General features: G+C 74.3%; 17 protein-coding genes and 1 pseudogene. 11 read left to right on the forward strand and 7 right to left on the reverse strand.

Annotation, left to right across the window (positions count from 1 at the left end; translation table 11 throughout):
- The 5 genes and pseudogenes from ABD352_RS27700 to ABD352_RS27720 all read right to left on the reverse strand — a co-directional run.
- Window positions 1–206, reverse strand: a pseudogene (locus ABD352_RS27700) (hypothetical protein); the annotation flags it as partial.
- A complete protein-coding gene (locus tag ABD352_RS27705; protein WP_344615431.1) occupies window positions 203–736 on the reverse strand; it encodes a SigE family RNA polymerase sigma factor in 534 nt (177 codons plus the stop codon). The pseudogene ABD352_RS27700 and the gene ABD352_RS27705, both read right to left, overlap by 4 nt.
- Window positions 737–870: 134 nt before the next feature.
- On the reverse strand, window positions 871–3,339 hold the full coding sequence (locus tag ABD352_RS27710; RefSeq protein WP_344615432.1) for a DUF2334 domain-containing protein: 2,469 nt from the start codon (window positions 3,337–3,339) through the stop codon (window positions 871–873).
- Between the two features lie 88 nt (window positions 3,340–3,427).
- Window positions 3,428–5,137, reverse strand: coding sequence for a collagen-like domain-containing protein (locus tag ABD352_RS27715; RefSeq protein ID WP_344615433.1), 1,710 nt, complete (start codon window positions 5,135–5,137; stop codon window positions 3,428–3,430).
- Between the two features lie 34 nt (window positions 5,138–5,171).
- Window positions 5,172–5,378 (reverse strand): hypothetical protein, encoded by a 207-nt coding sequence (locus ABD352_RS27720; RefSeq protein WP_344615434.1) that lies wholly within the window; start codon window positions 5,376–5,378, stop codon window positions 5,172–5,174.
- A gap of 412 nt (window positions 5,379–5,790) precedes the next feature.
- Here ABD352_RS27720 and ABD352_RS27725 point away from each other — a divergent pair, with 412 nt between their 5' ends.
- Window positions 5,791–6,660, forward strand: coding sequence for an LLM class F420-dependent oxidoreductase (locus ABD352_RS27725; protein ID WP_344615435.1), 870 nt, complete (start codon window positions 5,791–5,793; stop codon window positions 6,658–6,660).
- 146 nt (window positions 6,661–6,806) lie between these two features.
- Window positions 6,807–7,751: an NAD-dependent epimerase/dehydratase family protein gene (locus ABD352_RS27730; RefSeq protein ID WP_344615436.1), complete on the forward strand. Its 945-nt coding sequence runs from the start codon at window positions 6,807–6,809 to the stop codon at window positions 7,749–7,751.
- Here ABD352_RS27730 and ABD352_RS27735 read toward each other — a convergent pair.
- On the reverse strand, window positions 7,711–9,480 hold the full coding sequence (locus ABD352_RS27735) for a polysaccharide biosynthesis protein (RefSeq protein WP_344615437.1): 1,770 nt from the start codon (window positions 9,478–9,480) through the stop codon (window positions 7,711–7,713). The genes ABD352_RS27730 and ABD352_RS27735 overlap by 41 nt on opposite strands.
- A 116-nt stretch (window positions 9,481–9,596) precedes the next feature.
- Between ABD352_RS27735 and ABD352_RS27740 the strand changes: the two genes are divergently transcribed.
- The gene (locus tag ABD352_RS27740) at window positions 9,597–11,033 is read left to right on the forward strand and encodes a tyrosine-protein kinase domain-containing protein (RefSeq protein WP_344615438.1); all 1,437 of its coding nucleotides are present in this window, start codon (window positions 9,597–9,599) and stop codon (window positions 11,031–11,033) included.
- Here ABD352_RS27740 and ABD352_RS27745 read toward each other — a convergent pair.
- Window positions 11,008–11,502 carry an arsenate reductase/protein-tyrosine-phosphatase family protein gene (locus ABD352_RS27745; protein ID WP_344615439.1) on the reverse strand — a complete coding sequence of 165 codons (495 nt, stop codon included), beginning with the start codon at window positions 11,500–11,502 and terminating at the stop codon, window positions 11,008–11,010. The genes ABD352_RS27740 and ABD352_RS27745 overlap by 26 nt on opposite strands.
- Window positions 11,503–11,529: 27 nt before the next feature.
- On the opposite strand from ABD352_RS27745, the gene ABD352_RS27750 reads away from it, so the two are divergent.
- Genes ABD352_RS27750 through ABD352_RS27785 form a run of 8 tightly spaced genes read left to right on the forward strand, consistent with a single transcriptional unit; the run spans window position 11,530 to window position 20,586 of the window.
- Window positions 11,530–12,660 (forward strand): DegT/DnrJ/EryC1/StrS family aminotransferase, encoded by a 1,131-nt coding sequence (locus ABD352_RS27750; RefSeq protein WP_344615440.1) that lies wholly within the window; start codon window positions 11,530–11,532, stop codon window positions 12,658–12,660.
- Entirely contained in the window at window positions 12,657–13,232 is a 576-nt protein-coding gene (locus ABD352_RS27755) for a sugar transferase (protein ID WP_344615441.1), read from the forward strand. Before ABD352_RS27750 ends, ABD352_RS27755 begins: the two co-directional genes overlap by 4 nt.
- Window positions 13,229–13,852 (forward strand): acetyltransferase, encoded by a 624-nt coding sequence (locus ABD352_RS27760; RefSeq protein ID WP_344615442.1) that lies wholly within the window; start codon window positions 13,229–13,231, stop codon window positions 13,850–13,852. The genes ABD352_RS27755 and ABD352_RS27760 overlap by 4 nt, the downstream gene beginning before the upstream one ends.
- Window positions 13,849–15,033 (forward strand): glycosyltransferase, encoded by a 1,185-nt coding sequence (locus ABD352_RS27765; RefSeq protein ID WP_344615443.1) that lies wholly within the window; start codon window positions 13,849–13,851, stop codon window positions 15,031–15,033. The genes ABD352_RS27760 and ABD352_RS27765 overlap by 4 nt, the downstream gene beginning before the upstream one ends.
- On the forward strand, window positions 15,030–16,370 hold the full coding sequence (locus ABD352_RS27770) for a lipopolysaccharide biosynthesis protein (protein ID WP_344615444.1): 1,341 nt from the start codon (window positions 15,030–15,032) through the stop codon (window positions 16,368–16,370). The genes ABD352_RS27765 and ABD352_RS27770 overlap by 4 nt, the downstream gene beginning before the upstream one ends.
- Window positions 16,360–17,595 (forward strand): O-antigen polysaccharide polymerase Wzy, encoded by a 1,236-nt coding sequence (gene wzy / locus ABD352_RS27775; RefSeq protein WP_344615445.1) that lies wholly within the window; start codon window positions 16,360–16,362, stop codon window positions 17,593–17,595. Before ABD352_RS27770 ends, wzy begins: the two co-directional genes overlap by 11 nt.
- On the forward strand, window positions 17,580–18,794 hold the full coding sequence (locus ABD352_RS27780; protein WP_344615446.1) for a glycosyltransferase: 1,215 nt from the start codon (window positions 17,580–17,582) through the stop codon (window positions 18,792–18,794). The genes wzy and ABD352_RS27780 overlap by 16 nt, the downstream gene beginning before the upstream one ends.
- On the forward strand, window positions 18,784–20,586 hold the full coding sequence (locus ABD352_RS27785; protein ID WP_344615447.1) for a DUF4012 domain-containing protein: 1,803 nt from the start codon (window positions 18,784–18,786) through the stop codon (window positions 20,584–20,586). Before ABD352_RS27780 ends, ABD352_RS27785 begins: the two co-directional genes overlap by 11 nt.
- The last annotated feature ends 22 nt before the right edge of the window (window positions 20,587–20,608 follow it).

Raw genomic sequence — 20,608 nt, forward strand, 5'->3', positions numbered from 1 at the left:
GGCGGCCCGGCGACCGCGTGCGGCAGCGCGACCGCCGCCACGGCCACCAGCGTGGCGGTCGCCGCGCCCACGCTGAGCAGCCGCCGCTGCCCGCGCGCCCGGCGCCCGGCCGCCACCACGTCTTCGACGCCCCGGCGCATCGGCGGCGCCTCGGTGAGGGCGTCGGCTCGCGCCTGTTGCAACAGCTCCTGCATGTTCTGCGTCATGACGCCCTCTCGATGTGTCCCCGTCCCGCGACGGTGTCCAACGGTTCGGCGACGTCGAGCCGCTCGCGCAGCCGCGCCAGCCCGCGCGCGGTGTTGGTCTTGACCGTGCCCTCGGGGCAGCGCAGCGCCTCGGCGGTCTCCTGCACGGTGCGCCCTTCGAGGTACCGCAGCACCAGCACGGCCCGCTGCTGGATCGGCAGCTCCTGCAGCGCGCCGAGCACGGTCAGCCGGTCGACCACGGCCGGCGTGCCGTCCCGCACCGGGGGCTCCGGCAGGGTGTTCCCGGCCGTGCGCTCCCGCCGCCACCAGGGCCGGCGCACCTCGTCCACCGCGGCCCGCACCACCATCGTGCGGGCGTAGGAGTCGGGCCGGTCGACCCGGCGCCAGCGGGCGTAGAGCTTGGCCAGCACCGTGCACACCGCGTCCTCGGCCAACTGCCAGTCGCCGCAGGTGAGATACGCCAGGCCGCGCAGCTGGTCCATCTGCGCGGTGACGAACTCCCGGAACGCCGCCTCGTCGTTCGTGTTCACCGGTCGGGACTCCAATCGTCGCGCTGGCTAGACGGGCGTCGGCCTTTCGTGCGTTTCAGCCTGCGCCAACTTTTCACACGAAGATGTCCGGCTCCGCTGCGTGCGGAGCCGGACATCGGCGGATATCGCGGGTCTTACATGGATGAGGCGGCGACGAAGGTGTAGCCCGCGCCCTGCACGCCCTCTACCGTCGTCCTCAGGTAGCTCACGTCGACGTACGGGTGGAAGAAGAAGCTGGCCACGCCGTCCTTGACCACCCTGTTCAGCTGGGCCGAGGCGACGATGTCGGCCGGCAGGTGCGCCGGGTGGTTGTTGTACGGCTCGAGCTCGATGTTGCCGAGGTTCTCCGGGTAGGTCAGCACCCCGTAGATGTCGCGCACCGGGTACGGGAAGAACTGCCCGATGATCCGCGAGTTGTCCAGCGTGCCGCCGCGCAGCGCGCCCACCGGGTACAGGCCCCGGTCGTAGCGGGTGGCGAACGTCGCCGCGACCGCCCGGTTGTCCGGGTCGGAGCCGGCGTAGTGCGGGAACTCGAAGGTCGTCGGCCTGCCCAGGCCCGCCTTGGCGAAGGCGGCGAAGCTCGCGTCGATGCGCTGCTGGGCCCAGGCCTGCGAGTCCTCGGTCACCGGCCCGTCGTAGATGACGTTGTCGGTCGCCGGGTCGACGTGGGCCTGGTAGAACTCGAAGTCGTCGGCGCTCACGCCGTTGTACGGGTTGTCCTTGGCCGCGTACTGGTGGGTGTACCCGTGCATCAGCAGCGTCCCGCCGTGGGCCTGCATGTTCTTGAGCGCGGTCACCACCTGCGGCCGGTCGGCCAGCGTGTACGTCTGCGGCACCCCGTTGTTGTAGGCGCCCTTGGCGTCGACGTAGACCGGGTAGACGGCCACCGAGAACGGGACGTTCTTGCTGGACAGGTACGTCGTGATGGCGTTGAGCTCGGCCGGGTCGGCGTCGGGCCCGACGTCCTCGATGCGCACCAGCGCGCGGTGGCGCTCGGCGGTCTGCGGCGCCAGGGTCTCCTCGAGCAGGCCGGCGAAGGCCACGTACCGGTCGTCGGCGCTCATGTAGGCGTAGGGGATCTCGCCGAGGTAGGTGAAGTTGCCCGAGCGCACGCCCCAGGACAGCGCCGAGCCGTCGGTGCGCACGGCGTCGCCGATCGCGGTCGCCTTGCCGGCGTCGCTGATCGTCGTGCCCATGATGCCGGCGAGGTTCTGCGGGTCGCGGGTGAAGCTCTTGCCCTTGTAGTTCACCTTGTTCACGGCCGACACGTCGAACTGCGTCCAGGTGAAGCCCCGGTTCGCGGCGAAGTTCGGGTCGCGGGCGGTGAGCTGCCAGATGTTGTCGTAGGCCCAGATCACCGGCTTGGTGGTGGCGGTGACGTCGTCGAGGAAGGCGGCCGGCACCGGCTCGTCGTACGTGGAGCCCATGTAGATGACGGCCTGGTAGTCGGCCAGCTCGCCGGCGGCGTAGTCCACGACGGGCTGGGCCGTCCACTCGCCGAAGTGCGAGGCGAGGTTGGCGGTGGCGATGGCGTACTGCTCGCCGAGGAAGCCGTACGGCCCGGTGGTGTCGTAGAGGACCAGCGTCTTGCCGGCCGAGCCCGGGATGCCGGCCCCGCTGCGGGTGTTGACCAGCGGCGCGGCCGGGGTGGTGACGACGGTCGCCGGGGAGACGGGCGAGACGTTGCCGGCGGCGTCGAGCGCCTCGACGGTGAACGAGTACTGCGAGCGCGCGGTCAGCCCGGTGACGGTGGCGCTGGTGGCCGTGACGCTGATCGGGGCCGGGCCGCCGCTCACGCGGTACGACACCACACCCCGGTCGTCGGTGGACGCCGCCCAGGAGAGCGCCACGCTGGTCGCGGTGACCTCGCCCGCGACCGGGGCGCCCGGCGCGGTCGGCGCGGTCACGTCCGGCGGGGGCGGTGGGGTCAGGGTCGTGAACTCGGCGGCGGCGCTGGCCGGCGAGGCGTTGCCGGCGGCGTCGAGGGCCTTCACGGTGATCGAGTGCGCGGTCGACGGCGTGAGGCCCGACAGCGTGGTCGTGGTGTCCGGCGGGTTGCCGGTCAGCGTGGCGATCGGCGTGGTGCCGGCGCCGTCGAAGAGCTGGTAGCCGGTGACGCCGACGTTGTCCGTGGCCGCGCCCCAGCTGACCGTGGCCCCGGTGGTGGTGACGTCCGCGACGCTCGGGGCGCCGGGCGCGCTCGGCGCCGTACGGTCGCCCACGCCGGTGGTGAAGGCCCAGACGTACTGGTCGCTCAGGACTCCCGCGCTGTTCTTCACCTTGACCGTGATGGTGTACCGCGTGGAGTCGGCCAGCGTCGAACGCGGCACGAACGTGAACGTGTGGGTGGGCGCGTCGTAGGTGTAGTACGCCGCCACGGCCGCGCCGCCGCTGGTCTTGACGAACGAGTACCGCAGCGACGCCGGGTCGGTGGGGTCGTTGAACGTGATCGTCGGGTGGACGCCGACCGCTACGCCGGTCGAGTTGTTCTTCGGGGTGACCGCCGTGACGGCCGGGGCCGCGGCGTGCGCCACCGTCCCGAGCCCGCTCACGGCGATGGTGCCGGCCACGACCGACCCCATCAGCTTCACCGATGTGCGCACCGCGTGCCTCGCCTCTCTCTCAGCATCTTTCCGGGAAAAGGCGCCCCGGCTCCGTGTCAGGAGCCGGGGCCCTTGGTGGTACTGCGGATCAGCCGGCGCAGTAGACGTACGGCGTGACGGTGACGGTGCCGGAGTTCGCGGTGCGGCTGAACTTGACGATCCAGGTGCGGGTGGTCTGGTCCGTGCTCGACGCGTAGGACTGCGAGAGCGTTGCGCCGGCCGAGACGCCGCCGCCGACCGCGGTGGTGCCCACGGCGCAGGTCATCGTGATGGTCTGCGAGCTGGAGTTGGTCAGCACGACCGGCGTGCTGGTCGCCTTGGTCAGGCCGTCGCCCTCCGGGCCCTGGGCACCGGTCGCGCCGGTGTCGCCCTTCGGGCCCTGTGCGCCGGCCGCGCCCTTGATGTTGCCGATGACCGACCAGGTGGTGGCGTCGGTCTTCTTGTACAGCGTGAAGTCCGTCGCGTTCAGGTAGACGTCGCCCACGGAGCCCAGCGCGGCGGCCGGTGCGCCGGCGCCGGTCAGCATGGAGCTGCCGTTGCTGCCGTTCGCGCCGTCCTTGCCCGCGGCGCCGTCCTTACCGGCCGTGCCGTCCTTGCCCGCGGCGCCGGCCTCGCCGGTGGCGCCTGCCGCGCCCGCCGCACCAGCCGCGCCGGTGTCGCCCTTCTCGCCCTTCTCGCCCTTGAGCGAGGCGAGCCACTGCTCCGGGGTGCCGGTGAACAGGCCGGCGTCGATGACCATCTGGTACGCGTCCTTGCCGTCGGTACCGTGGCCGACCAGCGACTGCAGCCACTCGTCCACGGTGCCGATGGTGGGGTCGGCGGCCTTGGCGATGTCGTACGCGCTGGCGCCGGGCATGCCGGGCAGGCCCTGTGCGCCGGTGTCGCCCTTCTCGCCCCGCTCGCCCTGGGCGCCCGTGTCGCCCTTCTCGCCCTGCGGGCCGGGGGCGCCGTCCTTGCCGTTGACGCCGGGGATGCCCTGGAGGCCCTGCTCGCCCTGATCCCCCTTGTCGCCCTTCTCGCCCTGCGCTCCGGTGGCGCCGTTCTCGCCCTGCGCGCCGGTCGCGCCGGTGTCGCCCTTTTCGCCCTGCGCGCCCTGGGCACCAGTGGCGCCGGTGTCGCCCTTCTCGCCCTGCGCTCCGGTCGCGCCGGTGTCACCCTTTTCGCCCTGGGCGCCCGTCGCACCCTGGGCGCCGGTGTCGCCCTTTTCGCCCTGCGCGCCCTGGGCACCGGTAGCGCCGGTGTCGCCCTTCGCGCCCTGGGCGCCGGTGTCACCCTTGTCGCCCTTCGCACCGGCGGCGCCGGCGGCACCCGCCGCGCCAGTGTCGCCCTTCGGCCCCTGAGCGCCGGTGGCACCCGCAGCGCCAGTCGCACCAGTCGCGCCCGTGGCACCAGTCGCACCCGTCGCACCCGTCGCGCCGGTCGCGCCCTTCGGGCCCTGGGCGCCGGTGGCACCCGTCGCGCCGGTGGCGCCGGCCGCGCCCTTGTCGCCCTTCGCACCCTGCGGCCCGGTCTGACCCTGCGGACCCACCGGACCCTGCGCGCCGGTCGCGCCGGTGGCCCCGGTCGCGCCCTTCGGGCCCTGGTTGTTCCACGTGATCTTCTGCTCGCCGCTCTTGCAGCGCTGGCCGCCCTGGTAGTCGATGACGCGAAGCGCACCGGTGCTGGTGTTGCGGCACCCGGTGATCACGCCGGTGCCGGAGTCCGGCACCGCGCCGTAGGCGGTGGCGCCGACGCCAATGAGGACGGCCGCGGCGGTCGCGCCGATGGCGGCGATCTTCTGCTTCTTGGACTGGAACACGAGCTCTCCCGAATCTGGCGTGGCGGACTTGGTGCTACTTGCTGACGACGACGCGCTCGGACGGCCGCAGCTGCGGCGGCGCGGGCGGCGCCGGCATCTCGCCGTTCCTCGCAGGCCGGCTCTCCGCGGCCGGCGCCTTGGGTGCCGGGGCGCCGCGGTGCGCCACGCCGAAGCCGACGCCGAGGGCCAGCGCCACCGCGGCGACGCCGGCGGACAAGCCGATGACGACCTTCTTGTGCACGTGGACTCCTCGGACGCAGGGCAGGGCGAGGCCACCGCGGGACACGCGGGGGCGGAGATGGTGGAGAAAAAACGCGAGCGTCAGAACGAGCGCACCGGAATCTCCCCTTGGAACACACACAGTTGTCCGGGGCCGGTTTCGCCACTGGCTCCCCGCCGGGCCGATTCGGCGACCAAGATGGACGCCCGGCGGATCACTGCCTTCCCGTCAGCCCGTTGCCGGGCTGGTCAACTCAAGGTAGCCGCCGGGGTGCAGAAGCGTTGTCGGGCAACGGGGGCGCCAACCCATCGCCATCCGGATGACAGGCACCGCGGGCGGCGGGCCCTACCCTGGGGGGAGCTACGCGTGTGGCCGCCCGGGCGTCCCCTGAAGTTCACCGGCGGCGCCTCCGGTTAGGCGTAAGAATGGGCCCATGAAGCTGGGCTTGCACTATTGGAACTTCGCCAAGCCGACGCCCGAGCCGGTGGCGATCGCACCGACCCTGCGCGAGACCGTCCTGATCGCCGAACAGTCCGGGATTTCCTCGTTCACGGTCATGGACCACTACTTCCAGATGGAGGCGAGTGCGCCGGCCGACGAGCCGATGCTCGAGGGCTACACCACGCTGGGCTACGTCGCCGCCCTGACCTCGAAAATGTCGCTGGGACTGCTGGTGACGGGCGTGATGTACCGCCACCCGGGCCTCCTGGCGAAGATCGTCACCACGCTCGACGTGCTCTCCGGCGGCCGCGCCCGGCTGGGCATCGGCGCGTCGTGGTACGAGCGCGAGCAGCGCGGCCTCGGCGTGCCGGTCGTCCCGATGGCCGAGCGCTTCGAGCGGCTCGAGGAGACGCTGCAGATCTGCCTGCGGATGTGGAGCGGCAAGGTCGGCGAGTTCGACGGCGAGCACTACAAGCTGACCGAGACGCTGAACGTGCCGGCCCCGATCAGCGCGCCGCACCCGATGATCATGATCGGCGGCGGCGGGGAGAAGAAGACGCTCCGCCTGGTGGCCAAGTACGCCGACGCCTGCAACCTCTTCGCCACTTCTCCGGAGGACGTCGCGCGCAAGCTCGACATCCTGCGCGAGCACTGCGACGCCGAGGGCCGCGACTACGACTCGATCATCAAGACCGCGGTGGCGGTACGCCCCGTGCTCGACGACGTCGACGGCTGGCTCGGCTACGTCGAGGCCCTCGCGGGGCTGGGCATCACCGAGGTCCAGACCATGCCCGACCGGGACCCGGTCGCCTTCGTCACCGAGCTGGGCGAGAAGGTGCTGCCCCGGCTGGCCACCATTTAACCGTCCGCTGTAGACGGTCGCTGGCGAAGCGGGCCTCCTCCCGGGGTGGGGGGCCCGCTGGCCTTGTGGCCGAAATTGTCGGGCCATTAGGGGCTAAAAGTCCGATTAGCGAAACCTGTCTGGGTCTCGGGCGTTGAACTGGGACGATGAGAGTCTTGGTTACGGGCGGGGCGGGTTTCATCGGCGGCAATCTCTGTCGGGAGCTGGCGGCGCACCCGTCGGTCAGCGAGGTCGTCGCGTTCGACGATCTCAGTACCGGAAGCGAGCGCAACCTCGACGGGATCGAGGCCCGGCTCGTCGTCGGCAGCATCCTCGACCGGCCCGCGATCGACGCGGCCGTGGGGGAGGCCGACGTGGTCATCCACCTCGCGGCCCGGCCCAGCGTGCCCCGGTCGGTGGCTGACCCGCTGCGCAGCCACCTCGTCAACGCCAACGGGACCATGCACGTGCTCGAGGCCTGCCGGGCCGGGAACACGCCGATCATCTCGGCGTCCTCCTCGTCCGTGTACGGGCCCACCCGGGTGCTGCCCAAGCACGAGGAGCTGCCCACCCGGCCGCAGAGTCCCTACGCGGCGAGCAAGCTGGCCGCGGAGTCCTCGGTGCTGGCCTACGGGGCCACGTACGGGCTGCCGGTGCTGGCACTGCGGTTCTTCAACGTCTACGGGCCGTTGCAGTCGGTCGGGCACGCCTACGCGGCGGTGATCCCCACGTTCGCCGACGCGGCGCTTCGGGGGCTGCCCGTCCACGTGCACGGGGACGGGCAGCAGACCCGGGACTTCACGTACGTCGGGTCGGTCGTGCGCCTGTTGGCCGACGCCGCGGTGCGCCGGGTCGCCAGTCCCACTCCGGTGAATCTCGCGTTCGGGACCCGGACCTCGCTGCTGGAGCTCGTGGACAAGATCCGGGGGCTGGTCGATCGGCCGGTCGAGGTGGTCTTCGACCCGGCGCGACCGGGGGACGTGCGGGACTCGCAGGCCGACTCGCGGCGGCTGCAGGAGCTGTTCCCCGGCCACGGGCCGGTGCCGCTGGACGAGGGGCTGGCCGCGACGGTCAGCTGGTACGAGCGGCAGATAGCGTCGGCGAGCCGATAGTCACGGCGGGAACGACGCACAGGTCGGCCATCGCGCCGATCAGCGCGGCCGGGTCCGCCGAGCGCGAGAGGGCGCGGGCCAGCTCCGGCTCCAGGGGCGGTACCGCCACGTGGGAGATGAGCGGGTGCAGCGGGCGCTCGTCGGACTCGCCGGGGGCGAAGAGCTCCTCGTGCCGCTTCTCGCCGGGGCGCAGGCCCGTGTAGACGATCTCGATCGGGGCGTCGCCGATGAGCTGGCGGGCCAGGTCGTCGATGCGGACCGGGGTGCCCATGTCGAGCACCAGCGCCTCGCCGCCGGCGCCGAGGGCCGCCGCCTGGATGACCAGCTGGACGGCCTCCGGGATGGTCATGAAGTACCTCGTGACCTCCGGGTCGGTCACGGTGACCGGGCCGCCGGCGGCGATCTGGGCGCGGAAGGCGGTGACCACCGAGCCGCGGCTGCCCAGGACGTTGCCGAAGCGGACGTTGAGGTAGCCGTGGCGGGCGGTCAGGCGCTCGGTGATCCGCTTCGAGTAGCCGAGCACGCTGGCCGGGTTGGCCGCCTTGTCGGTCGAGATGTTGACGAGCCTCGCCACGCCGGTGGCGGCGGCCGCCTCCAGCACGTTGAGGGTGCCCAGCACGTTGGTCTGCAGGGCCTCGGCCGGGTGGCGCTCGAGCAGCGTCAGGTGCTTGAGCGCGGCGGCGTGGAAGACGACCTGCGGGCGGCGCGCGGCGAAGACGGCGTGGATGGTCGCGGCGTCGCGCAGGTCGGCCAGGATCAGCGACGGGTCGTCGAGCAGGGCGCGGCCGCGGATCGACAGCTGCACGGCGTGCAGGGCCGACTCGTCGCGGTCGAGCATCATGAGCTCGGCGGGGGCGAACTGGTGCAGCTGGCGGCACAGCTCCGCGCCGATCGAGCCGCCGGCGCCGGTCACCAGGACGCGCCGGCCGGTCAGGTAATCGCCGATCGCGGCCAGGTCCGTGTCGATCTGGCGGCGGCCGAGCAGGTCGGATAGCTCCACGTCCCGCACCTCGGAGACGTTCAACGGGCGGTCCAGCGAGTCGTTGAGTGACGGCAGTACCTTCACGAAATACGATGAAATATCGGATATCTCCGAACGGAGCGCTCGCAGCAGGGAGCCGTCCGTGTTGCGGATGGCGAAGATGACGCCCGCGGCGCCCGATGAGGCGAGCGCCCTGCGCAGCGCGGTGCGGCCGCCCAGGATCGGGACGCCGCTGATGCGCAGCCGGTGCTTGCGCGGGTCGTCGTCGAGGAATCCGGCCGCGCGGTAGCCGCAGTGCGGGTCGCGCTGCATCGCGGCGAGCAGGCGGTGGCCGGCCGCGCCGGCGCCGTAGATGAGGACCGGGACCCGGGACGCGGCGCGGGCCGAGCGGCGGCGGGCCCGCCGGGCCCAGCGCAGCGCCAACATGGCCGGCAGCGCGACCACGCCGCCGAGCGCCGGGACGGAACGCGGCGCCGGGGCGAGCGCGGCCAGCAGGCCGCAGGCGATCGCCACGGTGGCGACCAGCGCGCGCACCTCGGCCGCCGACGCGTACTCGTAGCGCCGCCGGTACAGCTGCACCGGCCACGCCACGGCGGAGTGCAGGGCCGCGGCCAGCAGCACGGTGCCCGCGGCGGCGGCGAGCGGAGGGCGGTCGGGGGCGAGCGCGGCGGCGAGGGCAAGGCCGCCGGTCCAGGCGAAGAGGTCGGTCGGCCAGTCGCCGGGCCCCGCGGGTCGGTGATCGTCCACGCGACGATTCTTCACGAATTACCCGCTTATTTCGGCGTAAAAGCCGTATCGCACCCCAAACCCCGGGGCGAGATGTCACGCTGAGTCGAACAAGCGGCTACGGGAGGTCATGGCGTATGGAGCTGCGCGACTACGTCAGCGCGGTCCGCAAACGCTGGTGGCTGGTGGCCGCCGCGGCGTGCCTGGCGCTGGTCGCCGCCGTGGTGGTGACGGCCAGGACCGCCCCGACGTACGCCGCCGGCGTCACGTTCTTCGTGAGCACGCCGAGCACCGGCGTCACCGACGCGTACCAGGGCGGGCTGTTCTCGCAGCAGCGGGCGCGCTCGTACGTGACGCTCGTGGGCAGCGACCGGCTGGCCGACGCCGTCGCCGCCGATCCCTCCGTCGGGCTCGACGCCGGCGAGGTGCAGCGGCGCATCTCCGCGCATACGGTGCCGGACACGGTGCTGCTCGAGGTCACCGTGGTGGACACCGACAGCGCCCGCGCGCTGCGCGTCGCCCAGGCCGTCGCCACCAAGTTCTCCGCGCTGGTGGCCACGATCGAGACGCCGCCCGGGGGCAGCGCGCCGACCGTGCGGGTCGACGTGGTCACCGGGCCGCGGGTCAGCACCGACCCGATCAGCCCGCAGCCCGCGCGCAACTTCGCGATCGCGCTGCTGCTGGGGCTGATCGCCGGGGCCGGGCTGGCCGTGCTGCGGGAGATCCTGGACACCAGCATCCGCTCGGCCGCGCAGCTTCGTCAGGCCACGCGGAAGGCGATTCTGGCCGCCGTACCGCACGATGCCCACGCCCTCGAATCCCCGCTGCTGGTCGAGGACGCGGCGTGGTCCCCGCGCGGCGAGGCGATGCGGCACCTGCGCACGAACCTGCAGTTCGTCGACCCGGACCGCCGGGCCCGCTGCGTCGTGGTGACCAGCGCGCTGCCCGACGAGGGCAAGTCCACGATCGCGTGCAACCTGGCCATCGTGCTGGCCGAGGCGGGCCACCGGGTGCTGCTCGTCGACGCCGACGTGCGCCGGCCGAAGCTCGCCGAGTACCTCGACCTGGAGGGCGCGGTCGGCCTGACCAACGTGCTCGTCGGCCAGCTCGACCTGGACACCGCCGTGCAGCGCTGGGGCGACCGGGAGCTGTGGGTGCTGCCCAGCGGCTCGATCCCGCCCAACCCGAGCGAGCTGCTCGGCTCGCAGCAGATGACCCGGCTGCTGGCCGAGGTCAGCGAGGCCTACGACTACGTGGTCGTGGACAGCTCCCCGCTGCTGGTGGTCACCGACGCCGCCGTGGTGGCCAGCCGGGCCGACGGCGCCGTGCTGGTGACCCGGGCCGGGCGCACCTCGGTGGCCCAGGCCCAGGCCGCGGTCCACGCGATCGAGGCGGTCTCGGCCCGCCTGTTCGGCTGCGTGCTCAACGGCGCCAAGGGGGCCGTCGGGGACGCCTACACGTACGCGTACTACGGCCCCTCCGAGGGCGCGCACCGCTCCGCCCGGGCCTTACCGGCGCCGGAGCAGGCCGTCACCCCGCCCGAGCCGGTCAAGGCCGGGACGCGAGGAGCCTGAGGATGTCCTCGATCGTGCCGGCGCAGTCGCGGAAGCCCTCGATCGGCCCGCCGAAGGGGTCCTCGAGGTCGTCGTCGTCCGGCCGGCCCGGCTGCAGCCGGCCGCGCACCCGCCCGATGGCCTCCAGGGTGACCGGCCCCGGCGGGAGCGCGGCGAGGTACCGCCCGTACTGGCGCAGCGTGAACGTGCGGCCCGCGGTGGCCGGGGCCAGCGTCACGCAGTGCGCCCGCTCGGCCCGTCCGGCGGTGAGCACCAGGTCGGCCCCGATCAGCAGCGGTGCCTCGACCCGGCGGCTGGCGAAGCCTCCGGGGTCGGCGCCGCGCTCGCGCAGCACGGTCTCGGCGTGTGCCGGCATGCAGAGGCCGGGCACCGCGTGCGTGCCGGCGCTCTCGGCGGCCAGGCCGAGCGAACGGGCGAGCCGCTCCGCCATCGCGGAGCGGCACAGGTTGGCCCGGCAGACGAAGAGCATCAGGGCCGTCTCCCGCGGGGGTGAGTGGTGAACGCGCGGATCCATCTCTCGGCGCCGGACGTCTCCGGCGTCGAGGAGCGCTATCTGGTCAACGCGCTGCGGTCCGGCTGGGTCGCGCCCGTCGGCCCGGATCTCGAGGAGTTCGAGCGGGAGATCGCCCGGCGGTGCGGCACCGCGCACGCCGTCGGGGTCAGCTCCGGCACCGCGGCGCTGCACCTGGCGCTGCTGGCGCTCGGCGTCGGGCCCGGCCAGGCGGTGCTGGTGCCGACGCTGACCTTCGCGGCCACCGCCAACGCGGTGGCCTACACCGGCGCCGAGCCGGTCTTCGTCGACAGCCTGGCCGGCGACGGCAACGTCGACCCCGACCAGGTCGCCCGGGCCGCAGCCGACCTGCGCCGGGAGGGGCGCACGGTCGGCGCGGTGCTGCCGGTCGACCTGTTCGGCGCGGTCGCCGACCACGAAGCCGTCGCGGCCGCGGCCGGCCCCGGCGTGCCGCTCGTCGAGGACGCCGCCGAGGCGCTCGGCGCGACCCGGGACGGGCGGCCGGCCGGCTCGTTCGGCCGGGCCGCCGCGCTGTCCTTCAACGGCAACAAGATCATGACCACGTCGGGCGGCGGCATGCTCGTCACCGACGACAGGGCGCTGGCCGCGCGGGCACGGCACCTGGCCACGCAGGCCCGCGAGCCGGTCGCCCACTACGAGCACCGCGACGTGGGGTACAACTACCGGCTCAGCAACCTGCTGGCCGCGCTCGGCCGCGGGCAGCTGTCCCGCCTCGACGAGATGATCGCCCGCCGGCGGCAGCTGCGCGAGCGGTACCTCAGGCTCTTCGCCGCCGCCGAGGGCACCCGCGTCCTGGGCGAGGGCGACCCGGGCGCCAACTGCTGGCTCACCACGCTCGTGGTCGAGCCGGGGCGGGCCGGTTGGGAGGCCGCCGACCTCGGCGCGTGGCTGGCCGCGCGGGACATCGAGACCCGGCCCATCTGGAAGCCGATGCACCTGCAGCCGGTGTACCGCGACCGCCGCGCCTGGCTGACCGGCGTCGCCGACCGGCTCTTCGCCTCCGGCCTCAACCTGCCCAGCGGCTCCGGCATGCGCGAGGATGCCCGGCGACGAGTCTTCGACGCCGTGGCCGAGTTCCTGGACCAGCGGCGATGAGGCGCGCGCTGGACCTGCTCGGCGCCGGGTTGGCCGCCCTGCTGCTCGCCCCGGTCATCGCGGCCACCGCCGTCTTCGTGCGGGCCACGCTCGGCGGACCGGTGCTCTTCCGCCAGGAACGGGCCGGCCGCCACGGCGAGCCGTTCACCCTGGTCAAGTTCCGCTCCATGCGCGACGGGCCGGGCAACGACGCCGAGCGGCTCACCGCGGCCGGCCGCTTCCTGCGCTCGACCAGCCTCGACGAGCTGCCCGCCCTGTGGAACGTGCTGCGCGGCGAGATGAGCCTGGTCGGCCCGCGGCCGCTGCCGGTGTCCTACCTGCCGCGCTACAGCGACGAGCAGCGGCGCCGGCACGACGTGCGCCCCGGGATCACCGGCCTGGCCCAGGTCCGCGGGCGCAACGCGCTGTCGTGGGAGGAGAAGTTCGCCTACGACCTGGAGTACGTGCGCAACCGGTCGCTGGGGCTGGACCTGCGCATTCTGGCCGAGACCGTGCGCACGGTGCTGCGCCGGGACGGCATCACGGCCGCGGGGGCGGCCACCTCCCACGAGTTCCAGGGTGTGCGGCGATGAAGAACGGGCTGGTGATCGTCGGCTGCGGCGGGCACGGGCGGGAACTGCTCATGATCGCGCGGGCGGCCGGCCAGCCGGTGCGCGGCTTCGTCGACGACGGGCCGAGCCAGCGCAACCTCGACCGGGTCGCCGCGCTCGGGGTGCCGTTCCTCGGCCGGAGCTCGCGGCTGAGCGACGAGCGCCCGTCGATCGGCTACGTGATCGGCATCGGCGACCCCCGCATCCGCGCCCGCATCGACGAGGACCTGCGCCTGCACGGCCTGCCGGCGGCGACGCTGGTCCATCCGGACGCCACCATCGGCCCGGACGCCGTGCTCGGCGAGGGGTTCGTGGCGTTCCCCGGCGCGCGGGTCACCACCAACGTGACCACCGGCCGGCACGTGCACCTCAACCAGAACAGCACCGTCGGGCACGACACCGTGTTGTCGGACTTCGTGCAGGTCAACCCGCTCGCCGCGATCTCCGGCGACTGCCACGTCGGGCCCGGCGTGCTCATCGGCACCACCGCCTGCGTCCTGCAGGGCCTGCGGATCGGCGCCGACGCCACCGTCGGGGCCGGGGCCTGCGTCACCCGCGACGTCGAGCCGAAGTCGACCGTGAAGGGGGTGCCGGCCCGATGAGGGTGGCGCTGGTGATCAAGACCGACGAGGGCGGCCGCTGGACCCTGCCGCACGTCGACGAGCTGCGCGAGCGCGGCCACGAGGTGGTCGCCGTGCTGCCGCCGGGCAGCGACGGGCAGCTGCGCAAGGCGCTGCACGACCGGGGCGTGGACGTGGTGCAGTCCGCGTTCGACTTCCGCTTCCGCCCGGCCCCGGCGACCCTGCTGGGCCTGCTCGGGCTGCGCCGCCAGCTGCGGCGGCTGGCCCCGGACGTGCTGCACTACCACCTGTATGCCTCGGCCCTGGCGGTCCGGCTGGCCGCGCTCGGCTGGGACGTGGCCCGGGTGCACATGGTGCCCGGGCCGCTGTTCCTGGAGTCGCCGCTGATCCGCCCGGTCGAGCGGCTGCTGTGCCGGCTCGACGACGTCACCATCGGCGGCAGCGAGCACATCGCCCGCCGCTACCGCGGGCTGGGCCTCGCCGGGGAGCGCACCCCGGTCGTCCCGTACGGCGTGGACGTCGAGCGGTTCGCCCCGCCCACGCCCGCCTACCGGGCCGCCTCCCGCGACGCGCTGTGCGTCGACGACGACACGTTCGTGGTCTGCATGGTCGCCTACGTCTACGCCCCGAAGCGGCTGGTCCACCGGGGCCGCGGGGTGAAGGGCCACGAGGTGCTGCTGGAGGCCTGGCGGGACTTCGCGCGCGACCGCCCGGACGCCCGGCTGGTGCTGCTCGGCGGCGGCTTCGACGCGGCCGGCGCCGCGCACAAGCGGCGGCTGCTGGAGCGCTTCGACGTGACCGCGGACCGCTCGATCGAGTGGCCCGACTCGGTGCTCGACGTGCGCGACTGCTACGCCGCCGCGGACTGCAGCGTCTCGCCGTCGCTGTCGGAGAACCACGGCGCCGCGCTGGAGGCGGCCGCGATGGGCGTGCCGAGCATCGTCTCCGACGCGGGCGCCCTGCCGGAGACCGTCGACCCGGCCTCGGGCTGGGTGGTGCCCCGCGACGACCCGACCGCGCTGGCCGGCGCGCTGCGCGAGGCCTACGCCGACTTCCGGGCCGGCACGCTGGCCCGCCGGGGCGAGGCCGCCCGGGAGCGGGCCGAGCGGCTGTTCGCACAGGGCCCGGCCGCCCGCGCGGTCGCCGACGTGCTGGAGCGCGCCGAACGCCGGCGCCGAGAGTGCCGAGCCGGCGCGCAATGATCACCACCAAGATCAGGTCTACCAGAACCCGGACCCCCAGGACCTGGGCCGGCAGAATCCGGACCGGCCGGCCGCGGGCCCACACCCGGCACCGGCAGACCCCGGTCCGCCCGTCATTCGTCTCGAACGTCGGCTGGGGCATCGCCGGCAACGGCGGCTACGCGCTGTGCCAGTGGCTCGTCCTGGTCGTCATCGCCCGGCTGGGCACGCCGGCGATGGTCGGCGACTACGCGCTCGGGCTCGCGGTCGGCGCGCCGGTGGTGCTGCTGGCCGGGCTGTCGCTGCGCACGGTCCTGGTTACCGACCCCAACGGCGAGCACCCGTTCCGCCGCTACCTGCGCGTCCGGTTCGCCAGCATGGGCGCGGCCCTGCTGGTCATCACCGCCGTGGTGCTGCTCTTCCACCTTCCGGCGGCGGTGGTACTGCTGGTAGGCGCGGCCAAGGCGTTCGACGGCGTCGGCGACATCTACCTCGGCCTCCTCCAACGCCACCACGACCAGCGCAGCATCGCGGCCGCCCAGCTGGTCAACGGCGGGCTGACGGTGGCCCTGACCGCGGCCCTGCTCTACGGCACCAGCAGCATCGCCTGGGCGGCGGCCGGCTCCGCGGCGGCCTCGCTCATCACCTGGCTCATGTGCTGCGCGCCCTTCGCCGGCCGGTTCCACAACCGCCCCGACCCGCGGGCGCCGCGCCACACCCACCGGGCCGCCGGCGGGGTGCCCGGCCTGCTGTGGACCGCGCTGCCCCTGGGCCTGGCCTCCGGGGTCTCCTCGCTGACCGTGAACGTGCCGCGGTACGGGCTGCAGGCGCACCTCGGCGCCACCGCGCTCGGCGTGTTCGCCGCGGCCGGGTACCTCGTGCTGACCGGCAACGTGTTCTTCTCCGCCGTGGCGCAGACGCTGCTGCCCCGCCTGACCGAGCTGCGCGCCAACGGCACCCCGGAGGGCTTCCGCGGCCTGCTGTACCAGGCGCTGCTCGGCGTGGCGGTGGCCGGCGGGCTCGGCGTGTGGGGGGCCGGGCTCTTCGGCACCGGGCTGCTGCGCCGGCTGTACGGCGAGGAGTACGCCGACTCCTCCGCACACGGCGGCGCGGTACTGGCGGTGCTCACCCTGGCCACCGTCGTCGGCGGCGCCTGCTTCGTGCTCGACGCCGGGCTCTCGGCCGCCCGCCGCTTCACCGGCCAGCTCGCGGTGAACGCGGCCGTGCTCGGCGCCGCCGGCCTGGCCGCCCTCGTCCTGGTGCCCCGCTACGGGGCGCTCGGCGCGGCGTGGGCCACCGCGGTGGCCGCCGTCGTGCACTGCGCCCTGAAGTGGGAGGTGCTGCGGCGTGCCCTTTGACCTCGCGGCGCAGCCCTGGGCGTGTGTGTGCCTGGCCGCCCTCGCGGTGCCCGTGCTGCTGTTCGCGGGGGGCCGGCGGGACATGCTGGCCTACCTCGCCGCGTACTTCTTCGTCTTCGGCTTCGGCCCCGTGCTGAGCTACCTGCTCGGCGGCACCATCTACTTCGGCACCAACACGGCACTCATCGGCCGGGCCGCCCTGGGCCTGCTGCTCGCCTTCGCCGGCGTGCTCGCCGCCGGCCTGCTCGTGCGCCAGCGCCGCGACCTCGCCGACCCGAGGACCGTGCCCACCCACCGCCGGCTGCCGCTGGTCCCCGCCGTCTCGGCCGTGCTCGCCCTCTACGGCCTCGGCGTGCTGGCCTGGGGCGGCCCGGCGTTCGTGGCCGGCACCAAGCTCGACCGCATCGCCGTCGCCGGACCCGGCCACTACGACTACCTGCTGCTGCAGATGTTCGCGAGCGCGCTGTACTTCGTCGCGCACGAGACCTCCACCGGCCGCTTCGCCTACCGGCTCAACCTGGCCGTGTACGTCGCCTACTGCCTGGCCACCGGCGAGCGCGACTTCGTCTTCGTGCTCTTCGCCCTCGTGCTGCACCGCGAGATGGTCCTGCGCCGCCGGCTGCCCCGCTCGGTGGTGTGGGGGGCGGCGCTGCTGCTCGGCGCGACCGCGCTCTTCGGCCTGCGGGGCGGTGACGCCGGCGGGTCGGCCGCGGGCCAGATCCTCAACCAGGGCTCGGTGCTCTTCGTCGACACCTGGGTGATGACCCACGTGCCGTCGGCCGAGCCCTACCAGCACGGGGCCAGCTACCTGCACGCGCTGGTCAACCTGGTGCCCGGGCACCCGCAGCCGCCGCTGGCCCAGTGGCTGGTCGACCGCTACGCGCCCGGCAGCGCGTCGGGCTACGGCTTCTCGCTCACGGGGGAGGCGTACGTCAACTTCGGCCTCGCCGGCATCCCGGTGGTCTTCGCCGGGCTGACCGCGGTACACCGCTGGCTGGCCAACCGGATCGACCGGGCCCCCGGCTACGCCTACGCCAGCCTGCTGTTCACGGTCGCGTGGATGTACGGCTTCCGCGGCGAGAGCGAGTCGCTGGTCAAGACCTGCGTCTACGGCGTGCTCTTCTACGGCGTGATCCGGCTGGTGTCCTCGAAGATCGCGCCGGGCGACGAGCCGGGGGAGAGCGACGCCGGGGTGGGGAGGGTGGCCGCGTGCGCCTCGTCGTGAGCAGCGAGCAGCGCTACCTGCGCACCCCCGACGGGCGGGTGTGGTCCACCACGGGCGCCGCCAATGACTTCTGGCAGCGGTACCGCGCCGTCTTCGCCGAGGTGCGCGTGGTGGCCCGGGTCGCCGACGTGGCCGGCCGCCCGCCCGAGGCGGCCCGGGTCGACGGCGACGGCGTCGAGGTGCACGCGCTGCCGCACTACGTGGGGCCGGTCGGCTACCTGCGCCGGCTGCCCCGGCTGCGGGCCGCGCTGCGCGCCGCCGTGGGGCCCGGCGACGCGGTCCTGCTGCGGGTGCCCTCGTCGATCGGCGCGCTGCTGCACCGCGCGCTGCGCAAGGCGGGGACGCCCTTCGGGCTGGAGGTGGTCGGCGACCCGTACGACGTGTTCGCGCCCGAAGCGATCCGCCACCCGCTGCGCCCGCTGCTGCGCCGGTGGTTCACCCGCCGGCTGCGCGCCCAGTGCCGGTCCGCCTCCGCGGTGGCCTACGTGACCGAGCGGGCGCTGCAGGCCCGCTACCCGGCCGCCCCCGGCGCGGTGACGGCCGCCTACTCGAGCATCCAGCTGGAGGAGGACGCCTTCGTCGAGCGCCCCCGCCGGGACGCCGGCGCGCCCCGGGTGGCACTGCGGCTGGTCAGCGTCGGGTCGCTGGAGCAGCCGTACAAGGGCGTGGACGTGCTCGTCGAGGCCCTGCCGCTGCTGGTGCGCGCCGGCCTGGAGCCGAGCCTGGTGCACGTCGGCGACGGCCGCTGCCGGCCCGTCCTGGAGCGGCTGGTGCGCGAGAAGCGCCTCGGCGGCCGGGTCGCCTTCGCCGGGGCCGTGCCCGGGGGCGCCCCCGTGCGGCTGTTCCTCGACGACGCCGACCTCTTCGTGCTCCCCTCGCGCACCGAGGGCCTGCCCCGCGCGCTCATCGAGGGGATGGCCCGCGCCCTGCCCGCGGTGGCCAGCAAGGTCGGCGGCGTCCCGGAGCTGCTCGGCCGCGACCGGCTGGTCCCGCCCGGCGACCCGGCCGCGCTGGCCCGCGCGATCACCGCCCTGGCGGCCGACCCCGCCGCCATGGCCGCCGCGTCCGCGCGCAACCTGGCCCGGGCCCGCAACTACTCCGCCGAGACCCTCACCCGGCGGCGCGCGGACTTCTACCGCGCCCTGCTTGTCCTCACCGCCCCCGATCGAGTCGAGGAGGTGGTCGGTGGTGCCGATTGAACATCTCAGGAAGCTGCTGCGCACGCGCCGTCGCAAGATCGTGGCGGCCGCCGTCGTGCTGGTCGTGGTGCTGGCCGGGGCCGGGCTGCGACTGGCGGTCGTGGGCGCCGACGCGGCCGCGCACCTGCAGCGCGCCGCCGAGCTGGTCGGCGACCTGGAGCAGCAGCTGCGGGGCGGGGACCTCGCGGCCGCCCGGGTCACCGTGGCCGAGCTGCGCCGGCAGACCCGGGCGGCCCGGGACGACGCGCACGGGCCGAGCTGGCGGCTCGGCACCGCCGTGCCCGGGGCGGGGGACGACCTGCGCGCGGTCGGGGCGGTGGCCGACGCCGTGGACGCCCTCGCCGCCAAGGTCCTGCCGCCGCTGCTCGACGCGGCCGACGGGATGAGCGCCGCGATGGGGCGCGTCTCCGGCGGCGCGGGGGCCAGCGAGGCCGACCTGGACACCGTGGCGGCGGCGGCGCCGCGCATCGAAGAGGCGGCCGGGGTGGCCCGGGCGGCCCAGCGCCGGCTCGCCGCGCTGGACACCGGCGGGCTCACGGGCCGGGTGCGATCCGCGGTGCGGCAGGTCGACGACGGCCTGGACCGGGTGGTGCCGCTGCTCGACCCGGCCGCCCGGGCCGCCCGGCTGCTGCCGGCGCTGCTCGGCGCCGGGGGGCCGCGGACGTACCTCGTCCTCTTCCAGAACCTCGCCGAGGTGCGGGCCACCGGCGGGATGCCGGGCGCGTTCGCCGTGCTGCAGGCCGATCACGGCAAGATCAGCCTGGTCGAGCAGGGCACGGCGGCCAAGACTCTGCGCGAGTTCGACACCCCGGTGCTGCCGCTCGACCCGGACCAGGAGGACCTGTTCACCAACCGGCTCGGCACGTACCCGGCCGACGTGAACCTCACGCCCGACTTCCCGACCGCCGCCGCGCTCATCCGCGAGATGTACCGCCAGCGCTCGGGGCGCTCCGTGGACGGGGTGTTCGCGACCGACCCGGTGGCGCTGGCCTACCTGCTGGGCGCGACCGGCCCCGTGACGCTGCCGACCGGCGGGCAGCTGACCGCGGCGACCGCCGTGCGCCAGCTGCTGTCCGAGGTGTACCTCAAGATTGCCGCCGAGCCCGACCAGGACGCCTACTTCGCCGGTGCGGCCAAGGCCGTCCTCGATCGGCTGATGGGCGGCGTGCCGATGAGCAAGAGCCTGGTCTCGGCGATGTCCCGGGCGACCGACGAGCGGCGGCTGCTGGCCTGGAGCGCCCATCCGGAGGAGCAGGCGGAGATCGCCGGGACCCCGTTCGCCGGCACCCTGCCCGCGGACGACGGCGCCCGCCCGTCCGTCGGCGTGTTCCTCAACGACGGCACCGGCGCCAAGCTCGGCTACTACCTGACCCGCTCGGTGAGCCTGGAGACCGGCCGCTGCCTGGACGGCGGCGCCCGCCCGCTGCGGGTGACGATCACGCTCGGCTCCACCGCGCCGGCTCAGGGCCTGCCGCGCAGCGTGCTCGGCCTGGGCCTGGCCGGCGACTACACGGTGCGCACCAACGTGATGGTCTACGCCCCGCCCGGCGGCTCGCCCGTGTCCGCGCGGCAGGACGGCGCCGAGGTCGACTTCGGCACAGGCCTGGACAAGGGGCGCGAGGTCGCGGTCTTCACCGTCGACCTCGCCCCGGGGGCGCACAGCACGCTCGTCGTGGACCTCGTGACGGGCCCCCTGCCGGCCCAGGAAGCGGCCGAGCCGCGATTGATATTGACGCCCGGAATCAGCCCCTGGACGACTCGGTTGCAACCCGGCCGCGCATGCGAGAAATAGTCCGGTTTTCCCATAACGAGGG

The organism is Dactylosporangium salmoneum, from assembly GCF_039532525.1.
GTDB lineage: Bacteria > Actinomycetota > Actinomycetes > Mycobacteriales > Micromonosporaceae > Dactylosporangium > Dactylosporangium salmoneum.